Origin of the sequence: Enterobacter hormaechei ATCC 49162 (genome assembly GCF_001875655.1) — a bacterium.
GTDB lineage: Bacteria > Pseudomonadota > Gammaproteobacteria > Enterobacterales > Enterobacteriaceae > Enterobacter > Enterobacter hormaechei.
Map to the genome: position 1 here is coordinate 2,476,653 of NZ_MKEQ01000001.1, position 25,544 is coordinate 2,502,196.

General features: G+C 56.2%; 21 protein-coding genes, 1 tRNA gene and 2 rRNA genes. 18 read left to right on the forward strand and 6 right to left on the reverse strand.

The annotated features are described in order from the left end of the window. Positions 1-70: 70 nt before the first annotated feature. The 3 genes from BH712_RS12410 to BH712_RS12420 all read right to left on the reverse strand — a co-directional run bounded on the left by BH712_RS12410 (position 71) and on the right by BH712_RS12420 (position 5,166). Positions 71-3,280 (reverse strand): 23S ribosomal RNA (locus BH712_RS12410). A 183-nt stretch (positions 3,281-3,463) separates the two neighbouring features. Next, positions 3,464-3,539 (reverse strand) — tRNA-Glu (locus tag BH712_RS12415). Between the two features lie 85 nt (positions 3,540-3,624). After that, positions 3,625-5,166 (reverse strand): 16S ribosomal RNA (locus tag BH712_RS12420). Together the 16S and 23S rRNA genes with 1 tRNA gene alongside form the textbook arrangement of a ribosomal RNA operon. A gap of 482 nt (positions 5,167-5,648) precedes the next feature. On the opposite strand from BH712_RS12420, the gene BH712_RS12430 reads away from it, so the two are divergent. Continuing rightward, positions 5,649-6,602 carry a nickel/cobalt transporter gene (locus BH712_RS12430; protein WP_006810424.1) on the forward strand — a complete coding sequence of 318 codons (954 nt, stop codon included), beginning with the start codon at positions 5,649-5,651 and terminating at the stop codon, positions 6,600-6,602. Between the two features lie 32 nt (positions 6,603-6,634). Here BH712_RS12430 and proP read toward each other — a convergent pair whose 3' ends face one another. Next, entirely contained in the window at positions 6,635-8,137 is a 1,503-nt protein-coding gene (gene proP / locus BH712_RS12435; RefSeq protein WP_006810425.1) for a glycine betaine/L-proline transporter ProP, read from the reverse strand. 648 nt (positions 8,138-8,785) lie between these two features. Between proP and kdgT the strand changes: the two genes are divergently transcribed. Continuing rightward, positions 8,786-9,778: a 2-keto-3-deoxygluconate transporter gene (kdgT, locus tag BH712_RS12440; RefSeq protein ID WP_032673701.1), complete on the forward strand. Its 993-nt coding sequence runs from the start codon at positions 8,786-8,788 to the stop codon at positions 9,776-9,778. 33 nt (positions 9,779-9,811) lie between these two features. On the opposite strand, the gene BH712_RS12445 is transcribed toward kdgT, so the two are convergent. Together BH712_RS12445 and crfC are read right to left on the reverse strand one after the other, a co-directional pair. After that, positions 9,812-10,690: a diguanylate cyclase regulator RdcB family protein gene (locus BH712_RS12445; protein ID WP_006810428.1), complete on the reverse strand. Its 879-nt coding sequence runs from the start codon at positions 10,688-10,690 to the stop codon at positions 9,812-9,814. Beyond that, the gene (gene crfC, locus BH712_RS12450; RefSeq protein WP_006810429.1) at positions 10,687-13,041 is read right to left on the reverse strand and encodes a clamp-binding protein CrfC; all 2,355 of its coding nucleotides are present in this window, start codon (positions 13,039-13,041) and stop codon (positions 10,687-10,689) included. Before crfC ends, BH712_RS12445 begins: the two co-directional genes overlap by 4 nt. A 590-nt stretch (positions 13,042-13,631) precedes the next feature. Between crfC and BH712_RS12455 the strand changes: the two genes are divergently transcribed. The 16 genes from BH712_RS12455 to phnP all read left to right on the forward strand — a co-directional run bounded on the left by BH712_RS12455 (position 13,632) and on the right by phnP (position 25,516). Further along, positions 13,632-13,967, forward strand: coding sequence for a zinc ribbon domain-containing protein YjdM (locus tag BH712_RS12455; protein WP_006810430.1), 336 nt, complete (start codon positions 13,632-13,634; stop codon positions 13,965-13,967). A gap of 80 nt (positions 13,968-14,047) precedes the next feature. Further along, on the forward strand, positions 14,048-14,479 hold the full coding sequence (gene yjdN / locus BH712_RS12460) for a VOC family metalloprotein YjdN (RefSeq protein WP_006810431.1): 432 nt from the start codon (positions 14,048-14,050) through the stop codon (positions 14,477-14,479). Between the two features lie 173 nt (positions 14,480-14,652). After that, positions 14,653-15,441, forward strand: a complete 789-nt coding sequence (phnC, locus tag BH712_RS12465; protein ID WP_003860210.1) for a phosphonate ABC transporter ATP-binding protein — start codon at positions 14,653-14,655, stop codon at positions 15,439-15,441. Positions 15,442-15,464: 23 nt separating this feature from the next. After that, positions 15,465-16,481: a phosphonate ABC transporter substrate-binding protein gene (gene phnD, locus BH712_RS12470; RefSeq protein WP_032673702.1), complete on the forward strand. Its 1,017-nt coding sequence runs from the start codon at positions 15,465-15,467 to the stop codon at positions 16,479-16,481. A 158-nt stretch (positions 16,482-16,639) separates the two neighbouring features. Continuing rightward, a complete protein-coding gene (phnE, locus tag BH712_RS12475) occupies positions 16,640-17,419 on the forward strand; it encodes a phosphonate ABC transporter, permease protein PhnE (RefSeq protein WP_006810433.1) in 780 nt (259 codons plus the stop codon). A gap of 20 nt (positions 17,420-17,439) precedes the next feature. Continuing rightward, the gene (gene phnF / locus BH712_RS12480) at positions 17,440-18,165 is read left to right on the forward strand and encodes a phosphonate metabolism transcriptional regulator PhnF (protein ID WP_006810434.1); all 726 of its coding nucleotides are present in this window, start codon (positions 17,440-17,442) and stop codon (positions 18,163-18,165) included. Further along, a complete protein-coding gene (gene phnG, locus BH712_RS12485) occupies positions 18,166-18,618 on the forward strand; it encodes a phosphonate C-P lyase system protein PhnG (RefSeq protein ID WP_006810435.1) in 453 nt (150 codons plus the stop codon). It abuts the gene before it with no gap. Then, positions 18,615-19,199 (forward strand): phosphonate C-P lyase system protein PhnH, encoded by a 585-nt coding sequence (gene phnH / locus BH712_RS12490; protein WP_006810436.1) that lies wholly within the window; start codon positions 18,615-18,617, stop codon positions 19,197-19,199. Before phnG ends, phnH begins: the two co-directional genes overlap by 4 nt. Then, positions 19,199-20,263 (forward strand): carbon-phosphorus lyase complex subunit, encoded by a 1,065-nt coding sequence (locus BH712_RS12495; protein WP_006810437.1) that lies wholly within the window; start codon positions 19,199-19,201, stop codon positions 20,261-20,263. The genes phnH and BH712_RS12495 overlap by 1 nt, the downstream gene beginning before the upstream one ends. Then, positions 20,256-21,101 (forward strand): alpha-D-ribose 1-methylphosphonate 5-phosphate C-P-lyase PhnJ, encoded by an 846-nt coding sequence (gene phnJ / locus BH712_RS12500; protein ID WP_006810438.1) that lies wholly within the window; start codon positions 20,256-20,258, stop codon positions 21,099-21,101. Before BH712_RS12495 ends, phnJ begins: the two co-directional genes overlap by 8 nt. Beyond that, on the forward strand, positions 21,098-21,853 hold the full coding sequence (phnK, locus tag BH712_RS12505) for a phosphonate C-P lyase system protein PhnK (RefSeq protein WP_006810439.1): 756 nt from the start codon (positions 21,098-21,100) through the stop codon (positions 21,851-21,853). The genes phnJ and phnK overlap by 4 nt, the downstream gene beginning before the upstream one ends. A gap of 106 nt (positions 21,854-21,959) precedes the next feature. Further along, positions 21,960-22,640, forward strand: a complete 681-nt coding sequence (gene phnL, locus BH712_RS12510; protein WP_006810440.1) for a phosphonate C-P lyase system protein PhnL — start codon at positions 21,960-21,962, stop codon at positions 22,638-22,640. Then, positions 22,637-23,773 (forward strand): alpha-D-ribose 1-methylphosphonate 5-triphosphate diphosphatase, encoded by a 1,137-nt coding sequence (phnM, locus tag BH712_RS12515; RefSeq protein ID WP_006810441.1) that lies wholly within the window; start codon positions 22,637-22,639, stop codon positions 23,771-23,773. Before phnL ends, phnM begins: the two co-directional genes overlap by 4 nt. Then, positions 23,770-24,321 (forward strand): ribose 1,5-bisphosphokinase, encoded by a 552-nt coding sequence (phnN, locus tag BH712_RS12520; protein ID WP_032667876.1) that lies wholly within the window; start codon positions 23,770-23,772, stop codon positions 24,319-24,321. The genes phnM and phnN overlap by 4 nt, the downstream gene beginning before the upstream one ends. Then, positions 24,314-24,748 carry an aminoalkylphosphonate N-acetyltransferase gene (phnO, locus tag BH712_RS12525; protein WP_006810443.1) on the forward strand — a complete coding sequence of 145 codons (435 nt, stop codon included), beginning with the start codon at positions 24,314-24,316 and terminating at the stop codon, positions 24,746-24,748. The genes phnN and phnO overlap by 8 nt, the downstream gene beginning before the upstream one ends. 9 nt (positions 24,749-24,757) lie before the next feature. Continuing rightward, positions 24,758-25,516 carry a phosphonate metabolism protein PhnP gene (phnP, locus tag BH712_RS12530; protein WP_006810444.1) on the forward strand — a complete coding sequence of 253 codons (759 nt, stop codon included), beginning with the start codon at positions 24,758-24,760 and terminating at the stop codon, positions 25,514-25,516. Positions 25,517-25,544 lie beyond the last annotated feature (28 nt).

A 25,544-nucleotide genomic window follows, 5' to 3' on the forward strand; every position in this document is an offset into this window, starting at 1 on the left:
AAATTCTGTTAATCTGTATCAGGCTGAAATGTGATTGTCTGTCTCTTCGCCAAAACATCTTCGGCGTTGTAAGGTTAAGCCTCACGGTTCATTAGTATCGGTTAGCTCAACGCATCGCTGCGCTTACACACCCGACCTATCAACGTCATCGTCTTTAACGTTCCTTCAGGAGACTTAAAGTCTCAGGGAGAACTCATCTCGGGGCAAGTTTCGTGCTTAGATGCTTTCAGCACTTATCTCTTCCGCATTTAGCTACCGGGCAGTGCCATTGGCATGACAACCCGAACACCAGTGATGCGTCCACTCCGGTCCTCTCGTACTAGGAGCAGCCCCCTCAATTCTCCAGCGCCCACGGCAGATAGGGACCGAACTGTCTCACGACGTTCTAAACCCAGCTCGCGTACCACTTTAAATGGCGAACAGCCATACCCTTGGACCTACTTCAGCCCAGGATGTGATGAGCCGACATCGAGGTGCCAAACACCGCCGTCGATATGAACTCTTGGGCGGTATCAGCCTGTTATCCCCGGAGTACCTTTTATCCGTTGAGCGATGGCCCTTCCATTCAGAACCACCGGATCACTATGACCTGCTTTCGCACCTGCTCGCGCCGTCACGCTCGCAGTCAAGCTGGCTTATGCCATTGCACTAACCTCCTGATGTCCGACCAGGATTAGCCAATCGTGCTCCTCCGTTACTCTTTGGGAGGAGACCGCCCCAGTCAAACTACCCACCAGACACTGTCCGCAACCCGGATTACGGGTCTACGTTAGAACACCAGCCATTAAAGGGTGGTATTTCAAGGGCGGCTCCACGCAGACTGGCGTCCACGCTTCAAAGCCTCCCACCTATCCTACACATCAAGGACCAGTGTTCAGTGTCAAGCTATAGTAAAGGTTCACGGGGTCTTTCCGTCTTGCCGCGGGTACACTGCATCTTCACAGCGAGTTCAATTTCACTGAGTCTCGGGTGGAGACAGCCTGGCCATCATTACGCCATTCGTGCAGGTCGGAACTTACCCGACAAGGAATTTCGCTACCTTAGGACCGTTATAGTTACGGCCGCCGTTTACCGGGCTTCGATCAAGAGCTTCGCGTTGCCGCTAACCCCATCAATTAACCTTCCGGCACCGGGCAGGCGTCACACCGTATACGTCCACTTTCGTGTTTGCACAGTCTGTGTTTTTAATAAACAGTTGCAGCCAGCTGGTATCTTCGACTGATTTCAGCTCCGCCCGCAGGGGCTTCACCTACATATCAGCGTGCCTTCTCCCGAAGTTACGGCACCATTTTGCCTAGTTCCTTCACCCGAGTTCTCTCAAGCGCCTTGGTATTCTCTACCTGACCACCTGTGTCGGTTTGGGGTACGATTTCGTGTACCTGATGCTTAGAGGCTTTTCCTGGAAGCAGGCATTTATCACTTCAGCACCGTAGTGCCTCGTCATCACACCTCAGCGTTAACAAGGTACCGGATTTACCTGGAACCTCCGCCTACATGCTTAAACCGGACAACCGTCGCCCGGCTGACATAGCCTTCTCCGTCCCCCCTTCGCAGTAACACCAAGTACAGGAATATTAACCTGTTTCCCATCGACTACGCCTTTCGCCTCGCCTTAGGGGTCGACTCACCCTGCCCCCGATTAACGTTGGACAGGAACCCTTGGTCTTCCGGGCGAGCGGGCTTTTCACCCGCTTTATCGTTACTTATGTCAGCATTCGCACTTCTGATACCTCCAGCAACCCTCACAGGCCACCTTCAACGGCTTACAGAACGCTCCCCTACCCAACAACGCATAAGCGTCGCTGCCGCAGCTTCGGTGCATGGTTAGCCCCGTTACATCTTCCGCGCAGGCCGACTCGACCAGTGAGCTATTACGCTTTCTTTAATGATGGCTGCTTCTAAGCCAACATCCTGGCTGTCTGTGCCTTCCCACATCGTTTCCCACTTAACCATGACTTTGGACCTTAGCTGGCGGTCTGGGTTGTTTCCCTGCTTCACGACGGACGTTAGCACCCGCCGTGGTCTCCCGTGATAACATTCTTCGGTATTCGTAGTTTGCATCGGTTGGTAAGCCGGGATGGCCCCCCTAGCCGAAACAGTGCTCTACCCCGAAGATGAGTTCACGAGCGCTACCTAAATAGCTTCGGGAGAACCAGCTATCTCCCGGTGTTGGATTGGCCGTTTCATCCCGCCAGCCACAGGTCATACCGCTAATTCTTTCAACATTAGTCGGTTCTGTCCTCCCAGTTAGTGTTACCCAACCTTCAACCTGACCATGGACTAGATCACGGCGGTCTCGGGTCTATACCCTGCACTTAACGACGACGTTAAGACCGCCGTGTTCCCTCGTGATACATCTCCTATACGGTTACGCTTGCATACAGAATGTAAGTCGCGGATGCCCATTATACCGAAACAGTACGCAGTCTACCCCGATAGATGAGCTCACGAGCGCTACCTAAAAGCTTTCGGAGAACCAGCTATCTCCCGGTTTGATTGCCTTTCACCCCCGCCACAGGTCATCCGCTATTTTCAACATTAGCTCGGTTCGGTCCTCCAGTTAGTGTTACCACCTTCACCTGCCCATGCTTACGAGTCACGTGGTTTCGGGTACTATACCGCTGCAACTTAACGCCCAGTTAAGACTCGGTTTCCCTTCGGCTCCCCTATACGGTTAACCTTGCTACAGAATATACAGTCCGCTGACCCATTATACAAAGGTACGCAGTCACCCCATAAAGAGGCTCCCACTGCTTGTACGTACACGGTTTCAGGTTCTTTTTCACTCCCCTCGCCGGGGTTCTTTTCGCCTTTCCCTCACGGTACTGGTTCACTATCGGTCAGTCAGGAGTATTTAGCCTTGGAGGATGGTCCCCCCATATTCAGACAGGATACCACGTGTCCCGCCCTACTCTTCGAGTTCACAGCATGTGCATTTTCGTGTACGGGACTATCACCCTGTACCGTCGGACTTTCCAGACCGTTCCACTAACACACAAACTGATTCAGACTCCGGGCTGCTCCCCGTTCGCTCGCCGCTACTGGGGGAATCTCGGTTGATTTCTTTTCCTCGGGTACTTAGATGTTTCAGTTCCCCGGTTCGCCTCGTTAACCTATGTATTCAGTTAACGATAGTGTGTCGAAACACACTGGGTTTCCCCATTCGGACATCGCCGGGTCAAAGGTTCATATCACCTCGCCGGCGCTTTTCGCAGATTAGCACGTCCTTCATCGCCTCTGACTGCCAGGGCATCCACCGTGTACGCTTAGTCGCTTAACCTCACAACCCGAAGATGTTTCACTTCTGATTGCGAAAATTTGAGAGACTCGAACACACCATTAAAGATGTGTCGTTTCAATTTTCAGCTTGATCCAGATTTTTAAAGAGCAAATATCTCAAACATGACTCGCAAGTCAGTTTTGAGATATGACGGCAGGTGACTTTCACTCACGAACCAGCAAGTGGCGTCCCCTAGGGGATTCGAACCCCTGTTACCGCCGTGAAAGGGCGGTGTCCTGGGCCTCTAGACGAAGGGGACGTATAAGTCTCAATCGCAAGACGCCTTGCTATTTACTTTTCATCAGACAATCTGTGTGAGCACTGCAAAGGCAGGTTCTTTAAGGTAAGGAGGTGATCCAACCGCAGGTTCCCCTACGGTTACCTTGTTACGACTTCACCCCAGTCATGAATCACAAAGTGGTAAGCGCCCTCCCGAAGGTTAAGCTACCTACTTCTTTTGCAACCCACTCCCATGGTGTGACGGGCGGTGTGTACAAGGCCCGGGAACGTATTCACCGTGGCATTCTGATCCACGATTACTAGCGATTCCGACTTCATGGAGTCGAGTTGCAGACTCCAATCCGGACTACGACGCACTTTATGAGGTCCGCTTGCTCTCGCGAGGTCGCTTCTCTTTGTATGCGCCATTGTAGCACGTGTGTAGCCCTACTCGTAAGGGCCATGATGACTTGACGTCATCCCCACCTTCCTCCAGTTTATCACTGGCAGTCTCCTTTGAGTTCCCGGCCTAACCGCTGGCAACAAAGGATAAGGGTTGCGCTCGTTGCGGGACTTAACCCAACATTTCACAACACGAGCTGACGACAGCCATGCAGCACCTGTCTCAGAGTTCCCGAAGGCACCAATCCATCTCTGGAAAGTTCTCTGGATGTCAAGAGTAGGTAAGGTTCTTCGCGTTGCATCGAATTAAACCACATGCTCCACCGCTTGTGCGGGCCCCCGTCAATTCATTTGAGTTTTAACCTTGCGGCCGTACTCCCCAGGCGGTCGACTTAACGCGTTAGCTCCGGAAGCCACGCCTCAAGGGCACAACCTCCAAGTCGACATCGTTTACGGCGTGGACTACCAGGGTATCTAATCCTGTTTGCTCCCCACGCTTTCGCACCTGAGCGTCAGTCTTTGTCCAGGGGGCCGCCTTCGCCACCGGTATTCCTCCAGATCTCTACGCATTTCACCGCTACACCTGGAATTCTACCCCCCTCTACAAGACTCTAGCCTGCCAGTTTCGAATGCAGTTCCCAGGTTGAGCCCGGGGATTTCACATCCGACTTGACAGACCGCCTGCGTGCGCTTTACGCCCAGTAATTCCGATTAACGCTTGCACCCTCCGTATTACCGCGGCTGCTGGCACGGAGTTAGCCGGTGCTTCTTCTGCGGGTAACGTCAATTGCTGAGGTTATTAACCTCAACACCTTCCTCCCCGCTGAAAGTACTTTACAACCCGAAGGCCTTCTTCATACACGCGGCATGGCTGCATCAGGCTTGCGCCCATTGTGCAATATTCCCCACTGCTGCCTCCCGTAGGAGTCTGGACCGTGTCTCAGTTCCAGTGTGGCTGGTCATCCTCTCAGACCAGCTAGGGATCGTCGCCTAGGTGAGCCGTTACCCCACCTACTAGCTAATCCCATCTGGGCACATCCGATGGCAAGAGGCCCGAAGGTCCCCCTCTTTGGTCTTGCGACGTTATGCGGTATTAGCTACCGTTTCCAGTAGTTATCCCCCTCCATCAGGCAGTTTCCCAGACATTACTCACCCGTCCGCCACTCGTCAGCGAAGCAGCAAGCTGCTTCCTGTTACCGTTCGACTTGCATGTGTTAGGCCTGCCGCCAGCGTTCAATCTGAGCCATGATCAAACTCTTCAATTTAAGTTTGATGCTCGTGAATTAAACTTCGTAATGAATTACGTATGTTCACTCAGAGACTTGGTATTCATTTTTCGTCTTGCGACGTTAAGAATCCATGTCACTTTGAGTGCCCACACAGATTGTCTGATAAATTGTTAAAGAGCAGTTGCGACGCGCTTCGGCGCTCTGTCGCGAGGTGGCGTATATTACGCTTTCCTCTTTCAGAGTCAACCCTGATTTTCAGGATTTTTTCTCTTCAACCGACCGGTCTGTCTGTGAAGTGATTCACATCCGCCGTGTCGATGGAGGCGCATTATAGGGAGTTCCCGAGCGACCGCAACAGAAAAGTTGCAAAAAAATGACTGACTGCTGTATTCCCCAGCAAAACCCCGCTTTATACCTTTTTACGCACAGACTTATCCACAATTCATTGACGATCCCGGTGTGATCCAACCAATTGAACACTATACTAGCGGCAAATATTTCTCTCGCGGGCCAACCTCATGACGACACAACGACTTCAACGTGACTGGCGTATCCCAACCGCCGGGCTGACCGTGCTGGTGTTACTTATGGCAGGTTTTGCGCTGCATACGCACTGGAATGCTTTTATTCAGTGGTGCCTCGCCACCCAGATCACCCTGCACCGATATCTGGTGATGTATCTCCTGCAACTTAATAATCATCAGTACAGCGGTGGGCTGTGGTTGTTAACCGGTGCGTTTCTTTATGGTGTACTCCATGCCGTTGGACCGGGACACGGCAAATTTATCGTCGCCACTTATCTCACCACCAATAAAGAGAGCCAGCTCGCGGCGCGCGTCGTACCGTTTATTGGTAGCCTGATGCAGGGTGTCAGCGCGATCGTCTTTGTCTTTATCCTGGCGGTTGGCTTAAACCTCGCATCAGGGGATATCAGCACCAGCCGTTGGTATGTCGAGAAAATCAGCGCCGTACTGATTGCCGCCTTCGGTGCGTTTATCATTTATCAGGCGCTCAGCAGCCTGCGCCCGCGCAAAATGGCGATTAACGCCATCAAGCCGCTTCACCAGCATAATGAACAGTGTGGCTGCGGCCATCACGGCGTTGGGGTGGATCTAACCAGAAGCGACTGGAAAACCCGCCTGGGCGTGGTGCTGGCCATTGGCGCGCGCCCGTGCAGCGGGGCAATTATGATCCTGATGTTCTCGAATGCGCTCGGCATTATTAGCTGGGGGATAGCTGCGGTGATGACAATGTCGCTGGGCACGGCGCTGTCGATTATGGGGCTGTCGCTGGCGGTACGTTACGCGCGTGAACGCACAGTAGCCTGGTTTGGTGGCGGCACGTATCTGAACTGGGTAATGCCGATGGTCAAAATTGCCGGAGGGGTTGTTCTGATCCTGTTCGCGACGGTCCTGTTCCTGACGGTGATCCCCGTCAGCGCGGGCGGCGACTATATCGCCGCAGGATGCTAATAAAAGAAAACCCGCCAGCGGCGGGTTTTTTATCATTCGTTAATTCGCGGATGCTGGTCAACCAGGCGAGAACGTTTTTTCTGAAGCGCCTCAATCTCTGCGTCAATATCTTCAATCTTCTGCTCTACATTATCGTAGTGCTCACGCAGGATCTCTTTCGCTTCCTGAATATCAGACGCCGCAGGCGTTGCCCCTTTCAGCGGACGATTCGCCGTCTCCTTCATGGTAATACCGGTAATCAGGCCGATCACCGCAATGACCATCAGATAGTAAGCAGGCATCATCAGGTTCTGTGTGCTCTCCACCAGTGAAGCAGCAAGCGTCGGCGTCAGGCCCGCAATCAGTACGGAGATATTAAAGGCCGCGGCCAGCGCGCTGTAGCGAATATGCGTCGGGAACATTGCCGGCAGCGTAGAAGCCATCACCCCGATAAAGCAGTTGAGGATCACCGCCAGCATCAGCAGACCGGCGAAAATCAGCCCCAGCACGTTACTGTTAATCAGAATAAAGGCCGGGATTGCCAGTGCGAACAGGGCGACGCTGCCAAGAATAATGAATGGCTTACGGCCAAAGCGGTCACTCAGCAGACCCATAATCGGCTGCACAAACAGCATACCTACCATGATGGCGATAATAATCAGCACACCGTGGTCTTCCGAGTAGTGCAGGTTATGCGACAGGTAGCTCGGCATATAGGTCAACAGCATGTAATAGGTGACGTTGGTGGAAATCACCAGACCAATACAGGTCAGCAGGCTGCGCCAGTGTTTAGTCGCGATCTCTTTAAACGACACTTTCGGGCCATCCTGCAACCCTTCACGGTCACCCTGCTCCAGCTTATCAACGTGCTGCTGGAACGCAGGCGTCTCTTCCAGGGCGTGACGCAGGTAAAGGCCAATAATGCCCAGCGGCAGCGCCAGGAAGAATGGAATACGCCAGCCCCAGTCAAGGAAGTTCTCTTCACCCACGACGGTTGAGATCAGAACGACAATCCCTGCACCCATGACGAACCCGGCAATCGAGCCAAAGTCCAGCCAGCTGCCCATAAAACCGCGTTTACGGTCCGGAGAATATTCGGCGACAAATATCGATGCGCCGGTATATTCGCCGCCAACCGAGAAGCCCTGCGCCATCTTACAGATCAACAGCAGAATCGGCGCCCATATACCAATGGTCGCATACGACGGAATAAGGCCGATACAGAATGTACTTATCGACATGATGACAATGGTAATAGCCAGGATTTTCTGGCGACCATATTTATCACCCAACATGCCGAAGAATAGACCACCGAGAGGGCGAATCAGGAAGGGAACAGAGAACGTACCCAGCGCGGCAATCATCTGCAAGCTGGGATCGGCACCGGGGAAGAACACTTTACCAAGTGCATAGGCCACAAAGCCATAAACACCAAAATCGAACCACTCCATCGCATTACCGAGCGAGGCCGCTGTAATCGCTTTGCGCAGTTTCGCGTCATCAATAATGGTGACATCGCGCAGCGTGATGGGTTTTACTTTTTTCCTTCTAAGCATAGCTTTCCTCGTAGACTCAGCCCCGTCCGTTTCACAGCGCCTTTTGCAAGCTGTGAACCAGAAATTCGCTCCATGCGAATCTCCTTATTCAAGCGTAGCAGGTTTACTTACATTGACGTTTTACCTCAATACAACCGAACCTGTTGACGCCTGTCTGGGCAGTTAAAGACCTTTTTACCCTACCAGCGTTTATATATGTGATCAACTTCACATATATTTTTCCTGTTTGTAAGTTGCCTTCAGCTTTTGTCAATTCACGATAAATAAGGTCATTCTCAACACCCCTTATCAAACCGATTTTAACGCCCGTTATTATTCCGCTCAAAACAAAAAAGAATCACATTTCTTCACACCGAATTTACACAAAATTTAATTATTAACAGTGAGAAATCCTGTTTACATTCAATATGTGACGAAGATAACTAAAACACTGTTTTATTTTCATTGAATCGCAATTCCAAAGATCGCATGATAAATCCGAACACGATATCCCAGCGGCTTTCAAATGAAGGAAAACTGAACGTCAGAATTTCGCTTTACAGCATAAGTAACGAATCTATTGGTTACGTTAAAAGACAATCCATTGAATTTGCTGATCTAATTTTTAAGATTTCCGCCAGCCACGCGGGCGAGATGTGAGGGTTAATGATGAAAATTAAAGCTACAATAGAACGCATCCCTGGCGGGATGATGCTGGTCCCGCTGGTACTTGGTGCGATATTAAATACGCTGGCCCCGAATACCGGTGCTTATTTTGGCGGTTTTACGAAAGGTATGATTACCGGAACGGTACCGATTCTGGCAGTCTGGTTCTTTTGCATCGGTGCGTCTATTAACTTGCGTGCAACAGGTACGGTATTACGTAAATCAGGGACGCTGGTCATTACCAAAATAGCGGTCGCCTGGGTTGTTGCCATGATCTGCGCGATGTTCATTCCGGAGAATGGAATTCAGACCGGTTTCTTCGCCGGATTATCCGTTCTGGCCATAGTCTCAGCAATGGATATGACCAACGGCGGTCTCTATGCCAGCCTGATGAATCAATATGGCACCAAAGAAGAATCAGGCGCATTCGTGCTGATGTCCCTGGAGTCGGGTCCGCTGATGACCATGTTGATTCTGGGGTCTGCTGGCCTTGCCTCCTTTGAACCGCACCACTTTGTCGGGGCGATCCTGCCGTTCCTGATTGGTTTTGCGCTGGGCAATCTCGATCACGATCTGCGCGATTTCTTCAGCAAAGCCACCCCGGTACTGATCCCGTTCTTCGGCTTCGCGCTGGGCAATACCATCAACCTGAACGTGATTCTGGAAACCGGCCTGCTGGGTATTGTGCTGGGTGTTGCCGTCATCGTCATCACGGGTATTCCGCTGATTATTGCAGACCGCGTCATCGGGGGCGGCAACGGAACCGCGGGTGTAGCCGCCTCTTCGGCCGCAGGTGCTGCGGTAGCCAACCCGGTGATTATCGCCCAGATTAACCCGGCCTTTGAACCCGTGGCCGCTTCCGCTACGGCTCTGGTTGCCGCCAGCGTGATTGTGACGGCAATTCTGGTCCCCATCATCACGGCACTGTACGCCAGACGCTTTGGGCATGTGCCTGAGTCCCGGACAGAACCTGAAGCGGTCGAAATGCACCACTAACCTGTTCGCCCCCTCCTTAAAACGAGGGGGCAATCACGCACCAAACATCTCTTCCACCATGCCATCTACCAGCCGTTTTGCCGAACAGAGCCTCGGCATCCCCAGCGCGACCGTTTGCCAGCTCTGCGTCACTGACCAGCTCACCGGATGTTTATCCGCCTGACACCAGTCCCCCAGCCAGCCCAGCATATCTTTATAATCAATCAGACCGGGAGAGGAGGGCGTCGTCAGCCACTGATGATAAAAATGCCGGGTCGTGGGAGAAGCATTAATCCCCTGTGCCAGATAGTTTGCGGCCATGCTGCGCAGATTGTCTTTCAGCATGGCCGCGACGTCACTGTTCGCCAGACGACAGGCATCGCCAAAAGCGCCCCAGCGCAACTCTTCCAGCGCAATAAAGCAGCGGCCAGCCAGCGACCAGCCGTCATACTGCCCGGCTCGCCAGCGGGTAAAAATTTGCTCGCTGTGCTCACCCGCCTGCACCGTAAGGCCGCGCTGCGCGAGCGCTTTCTCTTTATAAGCGGCACGCTGGTTGAAATGCACGGAGAGCGCCTCGTACTGTTGCAATAATCCGGGAGGGTGTGGGATGCGTGGGTTAACCTGCTGGCGCAGGGCTACCAGCTTATCGGTCATACGGGTCAGCGCAAGATGTCCGGGGTCAAGCATCCCGGCCAGTTTCTCCGCCAGACCCAGCCGTAGCGCTGCATTTTCGTTGAGCATTCCCGCCATTGCCCACGGCCGCAGCCGGGTCTGCGTAATGATCTCCTGCGTCAAACGCTCACGAAATTGCAGCTGCTGTGGCCCCAGGAGGGAGTGACGTGCAGCATCCGCCCCCTGGACCAAATCGACCATAAATTTTGGATGAATACACTCCAGCGTCCGCCCGGGACCGTCCAGTAGCTGTGTTGTCATGGTTGCTCTGCCGCGAATAAGGTTTGAATATCATCGCGTAACAGTCGGGTATCTTCCTGAATCCACGCCGCAGTGGTCATACTTTGCTTCAACAACTGGCTAAGCGCCCGGGTTGAATGCTCATTCTGCTGCCGCACGGCAAGGCTATCACGCAAGCTTTCCTGTAACCCGGTCAGGCATAACGAAAACTCTGCAAAGAACGTTGCCATACCTGCCGTAACAGAGACATCGACCTGCGCGGCCAAAGCTTTACGAATTTGATCGCAAAACTGATCGGTATGTTGCGTAAATTTGCCATGAAGCTGAGCGATGTCGATGACATAGCGTGTGCGCGTCACCACATACTCTTCCCAGCCCCAGCCAGGATTATTGAGCCAGCGCGAGACGGTATCACGTACGCTGCCCGCCCCTGCTGGCTGACTGGCAGGAGGAGTGTCCTGCACAATGGCATCATTAAATAAACTGCGGGTATTGAAATTAAGCTGGTTTGCCTGGAACGCCGGGAAGCTAATCCGCGCCCGTAATCCGGCATGACTAAGCTGTTCCTTGATTCGCGTCTCGATGGGGCGCATCGCCTCATTCAACGATCGGGCGAGCGTAGACTCCAGTTGATCGAAACGTAACGCCAGCTCCCGGCCAATTCTGCTCTGCGCACTCAGCAAAATCTGTTCGCATGACGATCGGATCTTGCTCAGGACAATCTGCGCCTGCCCTTCATCGTCAAGCACCAACTGCTGGATCGCATCCGCGTCGTCTGTACGCAAACTGGATGGCTCGCGCCCTGCTAAATCAAGAATAAACGGACGGCTGAAAATGTCGCCCAGCGCCTGGTGAAGTTCACCTTTCTGGCGAAGCAGGAATGCGTCCGTTGCGTTGAGCGCCTCTTCAACTTCATGTTGAACCTCATCGCTCACCACGCTTTGCCGCTGACGCAGCATCGTCATATCCTCTTCCAGACGCGCAATATTCAGTTCCAGCTCATCAAAAGCGACCGTCAGTCCCTGATGGCGAAAATCCAGGTATTCTCTGGCATTTTGCGCATAGTTCAGCAGCTTATGTGATGCCGACCGCAGAGCGAACAGCGAAGCGTTGGCGTAAGCCGCGTAAATCAGTTTGCGGATGGGCTGTTCGAACAGCGAATCCTCCCACAGCAGATCTGCCGCATGGCGAATATGGTCAATATCGTCCAGGTCGGCCGTTCGCCAGCGGCGACCCAGCGCGGCCTCGGCAAAATCCTGTACCCAACGCTGATCCTGATGATCGGGAAGCCGCCCATGGACGTTCATCTCATAGCGGGCGCGGTTTGCCAGATAAGCCCACATGGAAGAGACCGGATAAATTTGCCCCGGCGAAATATTCCCTTTCATCAGCGTGCCGGAAATCATCGCCCGCACCTGCTCTTCATCGTCGCTGTTACGATCTTTCTGATCGAATTTATTGACCAGGGCGTAAAGCGGCACGGATTTCCCCGCCGCCGAAATTGCCTGACGAACCTCCGCATCAGAAATAGATTTAAGCTGGGTATAGTCCATTACCGCCAGCACGGCGGAGGCGCGCGCCAGCTGCTCGCTGAGCATTTTTTGCAGGTGCGGCTGCCCTGCCTCGTTCGGCCCCGGCGTGTCGAGCAGCGTCAGTTGCCCCAGGTGCGCGTCCAGACCGGCGAGATGCACAAACTCCACCTCAATCACCGGAATATGTTCAATCGCGGCATACTCAGAGAATGGAAACTCCACGCCCAGCGCCTGAGAAAGCCGCACCAGATCGTTCAGGCTTTTCAGACAATGAAAGATGGGCTCCGCGCCCAGGTGATGTTTTTCAAACGCCTCACCTCTTTCGATGCGCTCCAGCAGCGTAGTCATGTCCTTGTCTATTTCCAGTCGCCGCGCCAGCTTACCGCGATCTTTTTCGCACAGTTTTTTTTGCAACTGGGCAATCAGGGTATCAATGGGCGCAACGTGCAAAAAATGCAGCACCGGCTCCTTCTGGCCCGGCGTATGGCGGATCAGCGTGGGAAGCGCCGTCATCGGACGATTGCGGTTCGGCAGCACTTCAGTGCCCACAATCGCATTAATGGTGGTCGATTTTCCCGCTTTCATGGTACCCACAATCGCCAGTACCATTTCGAGCCGGGTTATTTTGCGTAATTCGTTATTCAGCATCGCCTGCTGAGCATCGACTCCCCGCGCGCTAAAATGTAATGGCAAAACGTTGTTATTAACGCCGCTCATGGCAGCGGCTGTGCTATCCAGCTTTGCAATCGGCATCGATTTTAATGAATCAAGATTGTTCAGTGCGAGCTGTAACAAACGTTCAGCTTCCTGGCTTAATTCAAATATGGTCTGTGTGTGCATGATAAAAGCCTTCCCTTAACGCAAATTTATTACTTTTATTAAGCCACGATGTTTTAATTATACTTTTCAGGCTCATATGATCACGTATGGAAAACATGTTCATTTAATACAACTGATTGAAGCTAATGAGAATTTAACAACCGCCCTCGTAATGCGTGTAAAACAACCCCTGGCCAGAAAGCCAAAAGTGAATAGACAAAACGCATTTTCAGGAAACATCAGGATATATCATCGTTATTTACCCACCAAAAAAGAGAGGTATTCCCTGGCACCAAAAGATGTATAGCATCAGAGGGGATAGATAAATAACGGCTTGTTCCTTCACCTTATCCGAAATGGCACAGCGTAGCAATTTGCGGTAATAAAATATTCGATACATTTAACATGATGACGATCGCTGCCGTTCAGGGCACAACCCTTCCTTAATTCACTGACCGTTCGTGTCATCGCTTGCGCTTTTATGCGCTATTTTTATAAAACAATATCACCGACAAATGTGGGGATTTGCGTTATACTCGCTGCCTTTTTCGGCACACTGCCGTCATTTAGCTGGCGTTTTCCAGCGTGTTAACACTTTTGAGGATACCAACATGCAACTTCCACACTGCCCGAAATGCAATTCTGAATACACTTATGAAGACAATGGCATGTTCGTTTGCCCGGAATGCGCCCATGAATGGAACGATGCGGAGCCTGCGCAGGACAGCGATACGCTGATCGTGAAAGACGCGAACGGCAACCTGCTGGCAGACGGCGACAGCGTTACCGTTGTGAAAGATCTGAAAGTAAAAGGCAGCTCCTCCATGCTGAAGATCGGCACGAAAGTCAAAAATATCCGTCTGGTTGAAGGCGATCATAATATCGACTGCAAAATTGACGGCTTCGGTCCGATGAAACTGAAATCTGAGTTCGTGAAAAAGAACTGATTGACCCGCCCGGTGACGCTTCGCTTACCGGGCGTCCGGGAACTACACTTAACGGGCTTTTCTTACGTGAGGTAAAGATTATGCCGTTAAGTCCTTATATCTCTTTCGCTGGCAACTGTGCGCAGGCTACCGCCTTCTATCAGCAGGCCGTCGGCGCAGAACTCCTCTACAAAATCACCTTCGGCGAAATGCCTAAAGACGACAACAGTGAAGAAGGCTGTCCGTCAGGCATGAACTTCCCGGATTCCGCCATCGCCCATTCGAACGTCCGCATTGCCGGCAGCGATATCATGATGAGCGACGGTCTGCCGCCCGGCAGCAGCGCGCAATACGCAGGCTTCACGCTAGTGCTCGACACACAGGACGTGAATGAAGGCAAACGCTGGTTCGACAACCTCTCTGATGGCGGCAATATCGAAATGGCCTGGCAGGAGACTTTCTGGGCTCACGGATTCGGTAAAGTCACCGACAAATACGGTGTGCCGTGGATGATTAACGTCGTTAAATCGTAGGCCGGATAAGCGCAGCGCATCCGGCAACAGCGCCCGGTGGCGCTGCGCTGACCGGGCCTACGGTGATTGTCATCAAACTCACCTCAACTCTTCAAACTCCCGCAACCAACACTTAACCTGAATGTCATATTGATGCGCCAGCATGAGGCCACATTTATCGTGAGGCCCGGCACATGCAAACTGTCATTCGCGTCGAGAAACTGAGCAAAACCTTCCATCACAACAAGGCGCTGCATGCCGTTGATCTGACCGTCCAGCAGGGCGAAATGGTGGCGCTGTTGGGGCCGTCTGGTTCAGGTAAATCCACCCTTCTTCGTCACTTAAGCGGCCTGATTACCTGCGACAAAACGCCGGAAAGCCGCGTCGAACTGCTGGGTAACACCGTGCAACACGCGGGCCGTCTGGCGAGCGATATTCGCAAAAGCCGCGCTCAGACGGGCTATATCTTTCAGCAGTTCAACCTGGTGAACCGCCTGACCGTGCTCGAGAACGTGCTGATTGGCGCGCTCGGCAGCACCCCGTTCTGGCGCACCTGCCTGCGCTGGTTCTCCCCATCCCAGAAGCAGGAAGCCTTACAGGCGCTGACCCGCGTCGGCATGGCGCATTTTGCCCACCAGCGCGTCTCCACGCTGTCCGGCGGACAGCAGCAGCGTGTCGCCATCGCCCGCGCCCTGATGCAGAAAGCCAAAATCATTCTGGCCGACGAACCTATCGCCTCGCTGGATCCTGAGTCCGCCCGCATCGTGATGGAAACCCTGCGCGACATCAACCAGAACGACGGCATCACCGTGGTAGTGACGCTGCACCAGGTAGATTACGCCCTGCGCTACTGCGAGCGCATCGTCGCCCTGCGTCAGGGCCATGTGTTCTTTGATGGCGCAAGCCACCAGTTTGATAACGAACGTTTTGATCATCTCTACCGCAGCGTAAACCGCGTCGAAGAACGCGCGCAGGCTGCTTAACGTCCCCATAACGAGGAATGGACATGAACTACAAAGCCGTTGCCGCGCTGGCCTTCACCAGCATGTTCAGCATCAGCACGCTGTTAAGCCCGGCCCACGCCGAGGAGCAGGAAAAAGCGCTGAACTTTGGCATTATTTCAACGGAATCACAGCAAAACCTGAAGCCGCAGTGGGAACCGTTCCTGAAAGATATGGAAACCAAACTGGGGATCAAAGTGAACGCCTTCTTCGCCCCGGACTACGCGGGCATCATCCAGGGAATGCGCTTCAACAAAGTGGACATCGCCTGGTACGGTAACCTCTCTGCGATGGAAGCAGTGGATCGTGCCAACGGCCAGGTCTTTGCCCAGACCGTTGCGGCAGACGGCTCCCCGGGCTACTGGAGCGTACTGATCGTTAACAAAGACAGCCCGATCAACAACCTCAACGACATGCTCTCCAGACGCAAAGAGTTGACCTTTGGTAATGGCGATCCGAATTCTACGTCTGGCTTCCTTGTACCGGGGTACTACGTCTTCGCGAAAAACAACGCCTCCGCCAGCGACTTCAAACGCACGGTCAACGCCAGTCACGAAACCAACGCCCTGGCCGTGGCGAATAAGCAGGTGGATGTTGCCACCAACAACACCGAAAACCTCGATAAGCTGAAGACCTCCGCGCCGGACAAGCTCAAGGAAATCAAGGTGATCTGGAAATCGCCGCTGATCCCGGGCGACCCAATCGTGTGGCGTAAAAATCTCTCCGAGAGCACCAAGGACAAGGTCTACGACTTCTTTATGAACTACGGCAAAACGCCGGAAGAGAAAGCGGTTCTGACGCGTCTGGGCTGGGCACCGTTCCGCGCATCCAGCGATTTGCAGCTGGTGCCGATTCGCCAGCTGGCGCTGTTTAAGCAGATGCAGGGCGTGAAGGACAACAAAGGTCTGAAGGAAGAAGAGAAGACCAGCAAAGTGTCGGAAATTCAGGCGCAGCTGGACGATCTCGACCGCCTGACCGCCGCGCTGGGCGCCATGACCAGCGTGAACAAAGCGGTGCAGTAACTTAAGTCCCCTCTCCCTTGAGGGAGAGGGTTAGGGTGAGGGGGAAATGCGCACGCTGATGCCCTCACCCCGGCCCTCTCCCACAGGGAGAGGGAGAACAGATCGTAGGCCGGATAAGCGTAGCGCCATCCGGCACACAAAGAGCCACGGAGTAAAACATGCAAACCATCACCCTCCCGCCGCCAAAGCGCAGCTGGTTCTCGCTCATAAGCTGGGCCATCCTGCTGGCGGTGCTGGTCATCTCCTGGAAAGGCGCGGAAATGGATCCGCTGCTGCTCGTCAAAGATTCCGGCAACATGGCGACCTTCGCCGCCGACTTCTTCCCGCCGGACTTCAGCCAGTGGCCGGATTACCTCAGCGAAATGGCGATCACTCTGCAAATTGCCGTCTGGGGCACCGCCCTTGCTGTCGTTCTCTCCATTCCGTTTGGCCTGATGAGCGCCGAAAACATCGTACCGTGGTGGGTTTACCAGCCGATGCGTCGCCTGATGGACGCCTGCCGCGCCATCAACGAGATGGTGTTCGCCATGCTGTTCGTGGTCGCCGTCGGCCTGGGTCCGTTCGCGGGCGTGATGGCGCTGTTCATCCACACCACCGGCGTGCTCTCCAAGCTACTCTCCGAAGCGGTTGAGGCCATCGAGCCTGGCCCGGTGGAAGGCATCCGCGCAACGGGCGCCAACAAAATCGAAGAGATCCTCTACGGCGTCCTGCCGCAGGTGATGCCGCTGTTGATCTCCTACTCCCTGTACCGCTTTGAGTCTAACGTTCGCTCCGCCACCGTGGTCGGCATGGTCGGCGCAGGCGGGATTGGCGTCACCCTGTGGGAAGCGATTCGCGGTTTCCAGTTCCAGCAAACCTGCGCACTGATGGTGCTCATCATCATCACCGTCAGCCTGCTGGATTTCCTCTCTCAACGTTTGCGTAAGCACTTCATCTGAGAAGCGAGGCTTTGATTTGTATGCACTTATCCAGACATCCGACCAGTTACCCTACCCGCTGGCAAGAGATTGCGGCAAAGCTCGAAGTGGAGCTGCGCACGCACTACCGCTGCGGCGACTACCTGCCTGCCGAACAGCAGCTTGCCGACCGGTACGAAGTGAACCGCCACACCCTGCGACGCGCCATTGACCAGCTGGTTGAGCGCGGCTGGGTCCAGCGCCGTCAGGGCGTCGGCGTGCTGGTGCTGATGCGCCCGTTCGACTACCCGCTCAACGCTCAGGCGCGTTTTAGCCAGAACCTGCTCGATCAGGGTAGCCATCCCACCAGCGAAAAGCTGCTCTCGGTATTGCGCCCGGCCTCCCGCCACGTGGCGGACGCGCTGGGGATTCAGGAGGGCGACAACGTGGTACACCTGCGCACGTTGCGCCGGGTGAACGGCGTGGCGGTTTGTCAGATCGACCACTACTTCGCGGACCTCACCCTCTGGCCCGTGCTGCAACATTTCGCCAGCGGTTCCCTGCATGATTTTCTTCAGGACGCGACGGGCATCGCGCTCAAACGCACCCAGACGCGCATCAGCGCCCGCCGCGCGCAGGCAAAAGAGAGCAAGGTGCTGGAAATTCCCAACATGGCCCCGCTGCTCTGCGTACGCACCCTCAACCACCGTGACGGCGACGTCAACGCAACGGAATACTCCGTCAGCCTGACCCGCGCCGACATGATTGAATTTACCATGGAGCACTGAATGCACTTCGACACAGCCACTCGTCAGCGCTGGATGCGCGTGCTGGCGCACAGCCAGCCTGCTGCGCTACGTGAGCGCATGAACGCGCTCGGCCTGACGCCAGACTACGACACGATCCGCGCGCCGGAGATCGGCCTGGTACAGATCCAGGCACGCATGGGCGGCACCGGCGAGCGCTTCTTCGCGGGCGATGCCACCCTCACCCGCGCGGTGATCCGCCTGAACAGCGGCACGCTAGGCTACGGCTACGTGCTGGGCCGCGACAAAGCGCACGCCGAGCGCTGCGCAGCGATCGACGCGCTTTTACAGGAACCGCCACATTTTCAGACGTTAATGGAAACCCTTATTGCCCCGCTGGAAGCTGACCGCGCCGCACGCCTTGCCGCGCGTCAGGCCGAAGTGAATACCAGCCGGGTCGATTTCTTTACGCTCGTTCGCGGAGACAACGCATGACGCTTCAACCTGCTTTTACCCTGGCCGTCCAGGATGCCCAACAGAGTTTCCGTCGCCTGCTGAAAGCCATGAGCGAGCCGGGCGTGATTGTCTCCCTGCATCAGCTTTCACAGGGCTGGCTGCCGCTAAACCTGGCGACCACCAGCGTGCTGCTTACCCTGGCCGATAACGACACCCCGGTGTGGCTGTCAGACGCATTGCTGAACGATATCGCCAGCCAGAACCTGCGCTTTCACACCAACGCGCCGCTGGTCGAACAGCCCCAACAGGCGGTCTTCGCCGTGGCCGACGAGCAGATCAGCCATGAACAGCTTAACGCCCTGAGCGAAGGCAGCGCCGTCGCACCGGAAACCAGCGCCACGCTGATCCTGCAAGTCTCCAGCCTGAGCGGTGGCCGCATGTTGCGCCTGACGGGGGCTGGCATCGCCGACGAGCGGATGGTCGCGCCCCAGCTGCCGGAGTGCATCATTCATGAGCTGACCGAGCGTCCGCATCCGTTCCCGCTCGGTATCGACCTGATCCTGACCTGCGGCGAACGCCTGCTGGCAATCCCGCGGACCACTCACGTGGAGGTGTGCTGATGTACGTTGCCGTCAAAGGGGGCGAGAAGGCGATCGCCGCCGCCCATGCCTTGCAGGAGCACAGACGTCGGGGGGATGACGCCCTTCCCGAGCTAAGCGTCGCCCAGATTGAACAGCAGTTAAACCTGGCCGTCGACCGCGTGATGACCGAAGGCGGCATCGCGGACCGCGAGCTGGCGGCGCTGGCGCTGAAGCAGGCCAGCGGCGATAACGTGGAAGCCATCTTCCTGCTGCGCGCTTACCGCACTACGCTGGCGAAGCTGGCGGTGAGCGAGCCGGTGAACACGGCGGAAATGCGATTAGAGCGCCGTATTTCTGCGGTTTATAAAGACATCCCCGGCGGCCAGCTGCTTGGCCCAACCTACGACTACACCCATCGCCTGCTGGACTTCACTCTGCTGGCGAACGGTGAAGCGCCGCAGCTCAACACTTCAGACGCCGAACACGACGCCTCTCCGCACGTCTTTAGCCTGCTGGCCAACCAGGGGCTGGCGAAGGCGGAAGAGGACACCGGCAGCACACCGGATGACATCACCCGCACGCCGCCGGTCTATCCCTGTTCGCGCTCGTCCCGCCTGCAACAGCTGATGCGCGGCGACGAAGGCTATCTTCTGGCACTCGCCTACTCCACCCAGCGCGGCTACGGGCGCAACCACCCGTTCGCGGCGGAGATCCGCAGCGGCTATATCGACGTTGAAATCGTGCCGGAAGAGCTGGGTTTTGCGGTAAACGTCGGCGAACTCTTGATGACAGAGTGTGAAATGGTTAACGGGTTTGTCGCGCCAGAGAATGAAGATCCGCACTTTACCCGCGGCTACGGGCTGGTGTACGGCCTGAGCGAGCGCAAGGCGATGGCGATGGCACTGGTTGACCGCGCGCTCCAGGCACCGGACTACGGCGAGCCAGTCTCCGGCCCGGCACAGGACGAAGAGTTCGTGCTGGCCCACGCGGATAACGTCGAGGCCGCGGGCTTTGTCTCGCACCTCAAGCTGCCCCACTACGTCGATTTCCAGGCTGAACTGGAACTGCTGAAACGCCTGCAACGGGAGCGCGCTAATGGCTAACTTAAGCGGCTACAACTTTGCCTATCTGGACGAGCAAACCAAACGCATGATCCGCCGCGCCATCTTAAAAGCGGTGGCTATTCCGGGCTATCAGGTGCCGTTTGGTGGTCGTGAAATGCCAATGCCCTACGGCTGGGGCACCGGCGGCATTCAGATCACCGCCAGCGTGATTGGCGAAGCGGACGTGCTGAAGGTCATTGACCAGGGCGCGGACGACACCACCAACGCCGTGTCGATCCGCAACTTCTTCAAGCGCGTGACGGGCGTCAACACCACCGAGAAAACCGAAGACGCGACGCTGATCCAGACCCGTCACCGCATCCCGGAAACCCCGCTGACGGAAGATCAGATTTTGATTTTCCAGGTGCCGATCCCGGAGCCGCTGCGCTTTATCGAGCCGCGCGAAACCGAAACCCGCACCATGCACGCCCTGGAAGAGTACGGGATCATGCAGGTCAAACTGTATGAGGACATCGCCCGCTTCGGCCATATCGCCACCACCTACGCCTACCCGGTGAAGGTCAACGGGCGCTACGTAATGGATCCGTCGCCGATCCCGAAATTCGATAACCCGAAGATGGACATGATGCCCGCCCTGCAACTCTTTGGCGCCGGACGTGAAAAACGCATCTACGCCGTCCCGCCGTATACCCGTGTGGAGAGCCTCGATTTCGACGATCACCCGTTTACGGTGCAGGAGTGGGACGAGCCGTGCGCCATCTGTGGCTCGAAGCACAGCTATCTGGATGAAGTGGTGCTGGACGACACGGGCAAACGGATGTTTGTCTGCTCCGACACCGATTACTGCCGCCAACAGAGCGAGGCGAACAGCCAATGAAACCGCTGCTTTCAGTTAATAACCTGACTCACCTTTATGCGCCGGGAAAAGGCTTCAGCGACGTGTCGTTCGAACTGTGGCCGGGCGAAGTGCTGGGCATTGTCGGCGAGTCCGGCTCCGGAAAAACCACCCTGCTGAAGTCCATCTCCGCGCGCCTGACGCCGCAGAACGGCGACATTTTGTATGAGGGCGTGTCGCTGTATGGCATGAGCGAAGCCGAACGCCGCCGCCTGCTGCGCACCGAGTGGGGCGTGGTGCACCAGCATCCGATGGACGGCCTGCGTCGCCACGTCTCTGCGGGAGGCAACATAGGCGAACGCCTGATGGCCACCGGCGCGCGGCACTACGGCAACATCCGCGCCACCGCCCAGCACTGGCTGGAAGAAGTTGAAATCCCCGCCTCGCGCATTGACGACCTGCCCACCACCTTCTCCGGCGGTATGCAGCAGCGTTTACAGATTGCCCGCAATCTCGTTACCCATCCGAAGCTGGTGTTTATGGATGAACCGACCGGCGGGCTGGACGTCTCCGTGCAAGCGCGCCTGCTCGACCTGCTGCGCGGCCTGGTGGTGGAGCTGAACCTTGCGGTGGTGATTGTCACCCATGATTTAGGCGTTGCGCGCCTGCTGGCGGACCGCCTGCTGGTAATGAAGCAGGGTCAGGTGGTGGAAAGTGGGCTGACCGACCGCGTGCTCGACGACCCGCATCATCCGTATACCCAGTTGCTGGTGTCGTCCGTATTGCAGAACTGATGCTTCTTTGCCGGGTGGCGGCTCCGCCTTACCCGGCCTACAGGTGCGCTATTCGTAGGCCGGGTAAGCGAAGCGCCACCCGGCAACCCAAACCCACGAGGCCAAAATGATCCACGTTGAAAATGTCAGTAAGACCTTTGTGCTCCACCAGCAAAACGGCGTACGCCTGTCGGTATTGCAAAACGCCTCGTTAGAGGTGAATCAGGGCGAATGCGTGGTGCTGCACGGCCACTCCGGCAGCGGGAAATCCACCCTGCTGCGCTCCCTGTATGCCAACTATCTGCCGGACGAAGGCCATATCCATATTCGCCATAACAATGAATGGGTTGATCTGGTGCAGGCTCCAGCGCGCAAGGTGCTGGAAGTGCGCCGTACAACGATCGGTTGGGTCAGCCAGTTCCTGCGGGTGATCCCGCGGATCTCCGCCCTGGACGTGGTCATGCAGCCCCTGCTGGATCTCGGCGTACCGCGCGAAACCTGCGCCGCTAAAGCCGCCAGCCTGCTGACGCGCCTCAACGTACCGGAGCGTCTGTGGCACCTCGCCCCGTCGACCTTTTCCGGCGGCGAACAGCAGCGCGTCAACATCGCCCGCGGGTTTATCGTCGACTACCCGATTTTACTCCTGGATGAACCCACCGCCTCGCTCGACAGTAAAAACAGCGCAGCGGTGATGGATCTGATCGAACAGGCCAAAGCGCGCGGCGCAGCGATCGTCGGGATCTTCCACGACGAAACCGTACGCAGCCGCGTGGCAGACAGACTGCACCCGATGGGGACACACGTATGATTATCAATAACGTCAGGCTGGTGCTGGAAAACGAGGTGGTTGGCGGCTCAATCGAGATCCAGGACGGCGTCATCCGCGCCTTTGCCGAAACCCAGAGCCGCTCACCGGAAGCGATGGACGGCGAAGGCGGCTGGCTGCTGCCGGGGCTGATTGAGTTGCATACCGATAATCTCGATAAATTCTTCACCCCGCGCCCGAAGGTCGACTGGCCCGCGCATTCAGCCATGAGCAGCCACGACGCGCTGATGGTCGCCAGCGGCATTACTACGGTGCTGGACGCGGTGGCGATCGGCGACGTGCGGGACGGCGGCGACCGTCTTGAGAACCTGGAGAAGATGATCAACGCCGTGGAGGAGACGCAAAAGCGCGGTCTCAACCGCGCCGAGCACCGTCTGCACCTGCGCTGCGAGCTGCCGCACCACACCACCCTGCCGCTGTTTGAAAAGCTGGTCGGCCGCGAGCCGGTCTCGCTGGTCTCCCTGATGGACCACTCGCCGGGGCAGCGCCAGTTCGCCAACATTGAAAAGTATCGTGAATACTATCAGGGCAAATACGCGCTCAACGATGCCGAGATGGCGCGCTACGAGGAAGAACAGCTTCAGCTTGCGGCGCGGTGGTCGCAGCCGAATCGCCTCTCCATTGCCGCGATGTGCCGTGACCGCAACATTGCCCTGGCCAGCCATGATGACGCCACGCACGACCATGTTCGTGAATCCCACCAGCTTGGCAGCGTGATCGCCGAATTTCCCACCACGTTCGAGGCGGCAGAGGCATCCCGCCAGCATGGCATGAACGTGCTGATGGGGGCGCCGAACATCGTGCGCGGCGGGTCGCACTCCGGCAACGTGGCGGCAAGCAAGCTCGCCTCCCTCGGCCTGCTGGATATCCTTTCGTCCGACTACTACCCTGCCAGCCTTCTGGATGCGGCGTTCCGGGTGGCGGACGACGAAGGCAACCGCTTCACGCTGCCGCAGGCGATCCGTCTGGTGACGAAAAACCCGGCCTCCGCGCTTAATCTTCACGATCGCGGTGAAATTGCCGAGGGGAAACGGGCCGATCTGGTGCTGGCGCACCGTAAGGGCGAGCACGTGCATATCGACCACGTCTGGCGTCAGGGAAAAAGGGTGTTCTGATGGGAAGACTCATCTGGTTAATGGGCCCGTCCGGCTCCGGGAAGGACAGCCTGCTGTCGGCGTTACGGCAGCGGGAACATTCACAGCTGCTGGTGGCGCACCGCTATATCACGCGCGATGCCAACGCCGGGAGTGAGAACCATATCGCCCTGAGCGAGCAGGAGTTTTTTACCCGCGCCGGACAAAACCTGCTGGCGCTAAGCTGGCATGCCAACGGCTACTACTATGGCGTCGGCATTGAGATCGACCTCTGGCTGCACGCGGGGTTCGACGTGCTGGTTAACGGCTCGCGGGCGCATCTCCCCCAGGCTCGCGCCCGGTACGAAGCGGCGCTGCTCCCGGTCTGTTTGCAGGTTTCTCCGGACGTTCTGCGTAGCAGGCTGCAAACGCGGGGGCGCGAAAACGCGCGCGAGATCGACCAGCGCCTGGAACGCGCGGCGCGCTACACCCCGTCGGGTTGTCACGTCCTCAATAACGACGGAAGTTTGCTACAGTCAGTCGAGACCTTTTTATCGCTTATTCGCCAGAAGGAGAAACAGCATGCCTGACTGCCAGCTTCGCCCCGCCACCGCCGACGATGCGCCGATCGTTTACGCTCTGATCTGCGAACTTAAGCAGGCAGAGTTCGATCATCAGGCGTTTCACGCCGGATATCTGGCCAACTTGCAGGATCACAATATGCGCTACCAGCTGGCCGAGCTGGACGGGCAGATCATCGGTATGATCGGCCTGCATATGCAGTTTCACCTGCACCACGCCCGCTGGATCGGCGAGATCCAGGAGCTGGTGGTGATGCCGCAGGCGCGCGGATTGAAAGTGGGTAGCCAGCTGCTGGCCTGGGCAGAGGAGATCGCGCGTCAGGCAGGCGCTGAGCTGACCGAACTGTCCACCAGCGTGAAGCGCGTGGACGCACACCGTTTTTATGTCCGTGAAGGGTATACGCAGAGCCATTTTCGCTTCACCAAACCGCTGTAGAGGTGCGTTATGAGTCTGACGATCACGCTGACGGGAACCGGAGGGGCGCAACTGGTGCCGGTGTTTGGCTGCGACTGCGCGGCGTGCCGACGGGCACGTTTGCAGGAAAATTATCGCCGTCGCCCCTGTAGCGCGGCGGTCAAATTCAACGATGCGGTCACCTTGCTGGACGCGGGTATTCCCCACCTGATGGACGACTGGCCCGCGGGGAGTTTCAGGCAGTTTTTGCTCACCCATTATCATATGGATCACGTTCAGGGGCTGTTCCCCCTGCGCTGGGGCGTGGGGGCGACCATTCCGGTTTACGGTCCGCCGGACGACGCAGGCTGTGACGACCTGTTCAAACATCCGGGTCTTCTGGATTTCAGCCACACGGTCGAGCCGTTCGTGATGTTTGAACTTCAGGGCTTGCGGGTTACGCCGCTGCCGCTCAACCATTCAAAACTGACCTTCGGCTATCTGCTGGAGTCCGCCCACAGCCGCGTCGCGTGGCTTTCTGATACCGCCGGGCTACCGGATAAAACGGTGACGTTTCTGCTTAACAACCAGCCGCAGGCGATGATTATCGACTGTAGCCATGAACCACGCCCGGAGACCCCGCGCAACCATTGTGATTTGAATACGGTGATTGCGCTGAATAAGGTGATTGGCTGTCCGCAGGTGATCCTGACGCACATCAGCCATCAGTTTGACGCGTGGATGATGGATAACCCGCTGCCGTCCGGCATTGAAGCGGGCTATGACGGGATGGTACTGGTGCTGGATTAGGTTTTGCCGGGTGGCGGCTACGCCTTAC